We start from the raw sequence: 5976 nt of genomic DNA on the forward strand, positions 1-5976 counted from the left end.
TTTAACAATAAATCATCAAACGCTGTTACTGGTGCAGTTTATGTACTGCACCAGTAACGTATAACCCCGCTTATTCGTTATTAACGCAGATTACATACTGCGCGAGTAACAATAAATCGCAATTATTCGTTATTAACGCAGATTACGTACTGCGCGAGTAACGTATGACCGTTATTTTCTCAGTCGGTTGACTGAGTTTTTAACAGTGCTGAGGCTAGTTTATGCCACAGAATACTCATCAGCCTAGCTTTACACACTTTTGGCCTATAACCCTATAACCCCTAATTTGAAAACTAATAAATAAAAAACGGGGAAGCTGGAAGCTTCCCCTGCAGTGACAATCATCAAATCTGCTGAGCAATCAAACTGGATAACAAGTCCAGTCTTATTGAAAATTAGCATTTACAATATATCATCTTTAGGAAATAGAAAACAAGTGATTTTTTAAGTTTGGTTAGAAGATTTAAAAAGTTAACACATCGATATAATCAATGAATAGTACAGTTGAACATATTATTAATTTCCATATTCACGTGTTTTTAAAAAATACCTTACTGAGTGCATATATGTAGCTTTTACGTAAACAATATCCATATATTCATAATGGGAAGATTACTAAGATAGCGTTCCCATTATGTTTTTTATAATAAGCAAATTATTTATGCGTTATATACACACAATCATTCTCGTTATTTCAACTTACCAAATGTGTACGCATTCAGAAAAGTTTCGCGAATTGCTTCGTCGTTTCCGTCGATTTCTTGCCCCGCTTTCTTGTAAAGCGAAAGCGTACGCTTTAATAACAATGGTTACACCGCTCAAATCGCCAATATTATCGCCAATTGTTAGAGCACCGTTTACGTGAGGCATTTTCGTTATTAAGTTAATGCTATGTTATAGATATTTGTTACATGAAAATTTATAGATAGTTATTTTATTTATACAAATAAGTGCTTATGATTCTGTATATGGAAGGTAATATTTCTTATGCTATCGGCATTGACGTCGGTTTAAATTCAGTAGGTCTTGCTGCGATTCGTTTGGATAATAATGGTGAACCTATAAGAATACTTAAAGCAATGAGTGTTATTCATGATGCTGGTATTGATCCAAATGGGGCAAAAGAATCTGATACGCGTAAAGCAATTTCTGGTGTCGCGCGGCGCGTGCGCAGGTTGTATCGTCAGCGCAGACGTCGTTTGCAGAAACTTGATTTTCTATTGCATTCATTGGGTTTTCCTGTTGTTGAAAACAAGGATTTAGATTTTTCTGATTCGTTTATTCCATGGCTTTTTCGTGCAAAACTTGCTGATGAATTTATTGCGGATGAAGAACAACGTAAACAAATGTTAAGTGTTGCAATTCGTCATATTGCTCGACATCGTGGTTGGCGCAATCCTTATCAGTCGATAAAGTCAATGATGCAAGAGACTGAGTATTCTGAATTTTACAATGAGTTGCTAAAAAATATTGAAAAGTTTGCGCCAGGAGTAGGTTGTGAAGGTTGTACGCCTGCGCAATTAGTACGCGATTATCTTTTATCACAACAAGGTAAAGCCTCGCGTCGTTTACGTATAACTACAGACAAGAAAAGGAAAGAACATCCCAACTCATTAGATCCTGTTTTACCACGTAAATTAATGCAAAGTGATAACATGCTTGAGATTCTCAATATTTTCAATGTGCAACATATTGATGACAAGTATGTTAGAGAGCAAATTATTAATGCTGTTTTTTATGAGAAATCTCCGCGTGGTTCTGCAGAAAATCGTGTTGGCAAGGATGCTATAACAGGAAAGGGTAAGCGTGCACTAAAGGCCTCGTTAGCATTTCAGAAATATCGAATCATATCTACTATTTCTAATCTGCGCATAAGAGAAAATTCAAAAGAACGTTGTTTAACAATAGAAGAAAAGCAAAGTGTTTATAAATTATTGACAATTTCGATTGATGAGCCATCAAAAGAGAAAGGCGCTGAAGCGCCATTATATACTTGGATTGATGTAGCTGATTGCCTCGGAATTGAACGCTATAAGTTACGTGGAGTGGGATCACAAATAGGAGATGGAGAATCTGTTGGTAATCGTCCGCCAATGTTGAATAGTGAGTTAGCTATTATTTATGCGAAGGATGAATCTTTAAGGAAATGGTGGCTAGATGCTAATCGTACGCAAGAAGATAAAGAATCTCTTATTGAGATATTGAGCAACACGGTAGACATAGAAGCAATTCATGATAATCCTGAATATCAAGATAAGTACGGTTCAGCAATAGCATTTATTGATTCAATGGATGAAACAGAAATTGCTGCATTGGAAAATATTTCATTGCCTAATGGTCGTGCTGCTTATAGTTTGGAAACATTAGATGAACTCAATAAGCAAATGCTTGAAACTGATGATGATTTATTTGAAGCGCGCAAAAAGTTATTTAATTTACCAAATAATTGGCGTCCATCTGAAGCTCCTATTGCAGAGCCAACAGGTAATCCTTCAGTTGATCGAGTGTTGAAAATTGTGCATCGATTCCTTATAAGTGCTAAAAATCGTTGGGGTAATCCTGTACGTATTAATATTGAACATGTTCGTTCTGGATTCCAATCTAAAAAAATGGCGAATTCATATAAGAAATTATTGGATGAACGAACAAAAGGTAAAGAGAATCTGAAAGCAATGATGCGGAATTCTTTGCATTTAGGCACGAGTGATTCTATTTCAGATGCAGATATACGCCGTTATGAGGCTGTTCAACGTCAGAATGGGCAATGTTTGTATTGTGGCTCTGAGATTACTTATCATACTTGCGAGCTAGACCATATTGTTCCACGTAAGGGGCCAGGTTCTACGAATACTCGTGAGAATTTAGTTGCTACTTGCTCATCGTGTAATGCGCAAAAGTGTAATACTCCTTTTGCAACTTGGTGCGAGCAGTCTACATATTGCAAGAATCATGATATTAGTGTAGATTCCGCTATTAATCGTGTTCGTGCTTTTATTTTCCCTCCTAACTCATACGACAAACGCGGTGCTAGCCAATTCAAAAAAGAAGTTATAGCTCGCTTGAAGCAAAAGGTTGGTGATGAAGCGTTCGATAATCGTTCTATTGAATCGGTTGCATGGATGGCAAACGAATTGCATCGTAGAATTGATTGGTATTATAATTCGCAGAATTATCAAACAAACAATGGTATTTCCGATATAAGTAATAAAGCTCAAACAAATGTTGGAGTTTATGCTGGGTCTCTTACTGCTATAGCAAGAAGAATGTCTAGAATTGACGGAAAACTGGAGTTCTTTGATGGTAGAAGAAAAACTCGTTTTGATAGACGACATCATGCAGTTGATGCATCAGTAATCGCAATGATGACTCCAGGAATAGCTCAAATACTTGCAATTAAATGCAATCTGCGTGAAACACAGTTATTGCAAGACAATAAAGTGGTTCCTGGTGGTATTGATTGGAGAGAATATCCAACGGCTAATGATCAAGGATATCAGCAATATGCTAATTGGTCTGTTCATATGAATGTGTTATTGGAACTTCTTAATGAAGAAATGAGAGCTGATCGTGTTGCTGTGGTTAATTCTATTCGCTTGAGATACAGTAATTCTTCTGTTCACCAATATGAGGTAAATGCATTATTGAAGTTGCATGTCGGTGATGAAATTGACAGTGAAACAATTCGACGTTCTTCTACTCCTGCACTTTATTGTGCTTTGACAAGGAATCCTGATTATGATGTAAACAATGGTCTTCCTGAAAATCCGAATAGAACTATCCTGTTGCATGATAAGAAGTTAAATGCTGATGATTCGATTAGTTTTTTCAAAGCACAGGCAGTGCAGCTTTTCGTACGAGAAGGTTCTGCAAAGATTGGTAATTCTACCCACCATCTACGTATTTATGAATACTTTGAAAAGTTGAAAAGTGGGAAAATTAAAAAATCTTATGGAATGATTCGTGTATTTCAAAATGATTTGCACAGACATATTCATGAAGATTTATTCTCGTGTGATTTGCCTGAGCAATCTATCTCAATGAGATATGCTGATACGGAAGTCGCTCATGCTGTGCAAACAGGTAATGCTAATTATCTAGGATATCTTGTTCCTGGTGATGAGATTATCGTTGATTTTAGTCATGTTAAATTATTAGGGAATATATGTAAATTTGTAGAATTCCTAAACAAAATAGGTGCAAATTGTGCAGCATATAGCCATTGGGTGGTTGTGGGTACGGACGATAAAACAACTTTGATACTTAAACCATCGATGATTTCTTCTGAAGGAATTGACAAGTTGTATTCGAATTGCAAGCGCAATAACTTCGATTATTCTTCTTATGAAGAATCTATTGATAAGATTCTAGCTGGTAAAGGTTGGCGTGTTTCGGTTAATGTATTGGCCAAGTATAACGCAGCAACTATTCGACGTAATGCGTTAGGCGAAGTACGTTGGACATCGCATTCGCATTTACCTATTTCTTGGCCTTGGGATACTGGAGAAAATAGAGAATAGAGGAATTATGCAGAATGCTTGGCGTGTGATTGATTGCACTAATTTACAAGGTGAATTACGGTATATTCGCGGTAGGATTTTAGTGTGTAATCACGAATTAGAGCAGAAAGTTGAAATTCCGCTAACGGAAACGGCAATATTGCTTATTGGCTTGCATTGTAATTGTTCTGCAGGTCTTCTTCATCAGTGTGCTGAATATGGTACTTGCGTAATGACATGTGATTGGCGATGCGTTCCTGTCAGTGCTATGCATTCGTGGGTCAATGTTCCTACGAGAATTACCGTCCGTCAATTGTCTCAGGCAACAATGAGTGTGCCTCGAAGAAAAGCGGCGTGGGCTCAGATTGTTCGTGCGAAAATACGTGGACAAGCAGCTTGCCTCGATTTGTTAAATAAAGAAGGGGGTGGATTATTACGAGGACTATCCAATACTGTTCGTTCTGGAGATGTAACGAATAGGGAAGGCCAAGCTGCTCGTGAATATTGGAAACGTATTTTTCCCGAGGAAGAAGATTTTCATCGTAAACCCGGGTCTGGTCAAGATAGGAATGCTTTACTTGACTATGCTTACATGGTGTTGCGTGGTTTCTCCATTCGTGCAGTTCTATCTGCTGGCCTTAATCCAACAATGGGTATGAATCATCATAATGGTACTAATTATTTCTGCTTAGCAGATGACATAATTGAACCGTTTAGACCAGCTGTTGATTACGCTGTTTCAAAATTATCATCCTCAGATACTCCAAATGATAAAGCAGTTAAAAAGTATTTGATCGACAGTGTTAATCAACAGTTTAATGGTTCTGGACATACGATTCCTAGTGCCTTATCTGATTTAGCTCAATCATATGGTATTTATGTGGAAAAAGACGTGGAAGAATTTCAAGTACCACAATTCGTAAGGAGTGGATTATGAAAGTCGATGAGGACAGTGGTGGCATGTGGTGTTTAGTAATGTTTGATTTACCAGTGAAAACAAAAGTGGAGCGTCATGCTGCAACTGTATTTCGCAATATGCTGCTTGATATGGGATATGCAATGGTGCAATTTTCTGCATATGTTCGTTATAGTCCCACTCAAACAGGAAATAGAACTTCAGTAAAAATAATTAAGGATAATCTTCCGCCGCGTGGATCTATACGCATTTTACATGTCAGTGATCATCAATGGTCATCTGCGCAACGTTATTACAATGCCAGGCAAGAAAAGAAAGAAGAAACCCCAGATATCGCTATGCTTTTTTAATCGTAAAAAGCTTTATAATAGTTGAAATTCTACCATTCTTGACGATATACCAATTATATCAAGAATGGTAGAAACTAATTTTCAACCATCATGGTGAAACCAGACGGAAGCATGCAATTATATCAAGAATGGTAGAAGCTAATTTTCAACACACTACGAAGCACGCCTCACACCATGCCAAGTATATCAAGAATGGTAGAAGCTAATTTTCAAC

At 37.2% G+C, this 5976-nt stretch carries 3 protein-coding genes; all 3 read left to right on the plus strand.

Annotated elements, in window-relative coordinates; genetic code table 11:
- The first annotated feature begins 956 nt into the window (after positions 1–956).
- From cas9 to cas2, 3 genes are read left to right on the plus strand one after another with little or no spacing between them, the layout of a single operon-like run.
- A complete protein-coding gene (cas9, locus tag HMPREF3208_RS05310; protein ID WP_230953109.1) occupies positions 957–4517 on the plus strand; it encodes a type II CRISPR RNA-guided endonuclease Cas9 in 3561 nt (1186 codons plus the stop codon).
- Between the two features lie 7 nt (positions 4518–4524).
- A complete protein-coding gene (cas1, locus tag HMPREF3208_RS05315; RefSeq protein WP_064347564.1) occupies positions 4525–5433 on the plus strand; it encodes a type II CRISPR-associated endonuclease Cas1 in 909 nt (302 codons plus the stop codon).
- Positions 5430–5762 carry a CRISPR-associated endonuclease Cas2 gene (gene cas2 / locus HMPREF3208_RS05320; protein ID WP_064347566.1) on the plus strand — a complete coding sequence of 111 codons (333 nt, stop codon included), beginning with the start codon at positions 5430–5432 and terminating at the stop codon, positions 5760–5762. Before cas1 ends, cas2 begins: the two co-directional genes overlap by 4 nt.
- Positions 5763–5976: the final 214 nt, after the last annotated feature.

This window comes from Gardnerella vaginalis (assembly GCF_001546485.1).
Lineage (GTDB): Bacteria > Actinomycetota > Actinomycetes > Actinomycetales > Bifidobacteriaceae > Bifidobacterium > Bifidobacterium vaginale_D.

Excerpts from the sequence above, each read along its gene's own strand:
- cas9 (WP_230953109.1), top strand. The coding sequence starts at position 957 with ATGATTCTGTATATGGAAGGTAATATTTCTTATGCTATCGGCATTGAC.
- cas1 (WP_064347564.1), top strand. The coding sequence starts at position 4,525 with ATGCAGAATGCTTGGCGTGTGATTGATTGCACTAATTTACAAGGTGAA.
- cas2 (WP_064347566.1), top strand. The coding sequence starts at position 5,430 with ATGAAAGTCGATGAGGACAGTGGTGGCATGTGGTGTTTAGTAATGTTT.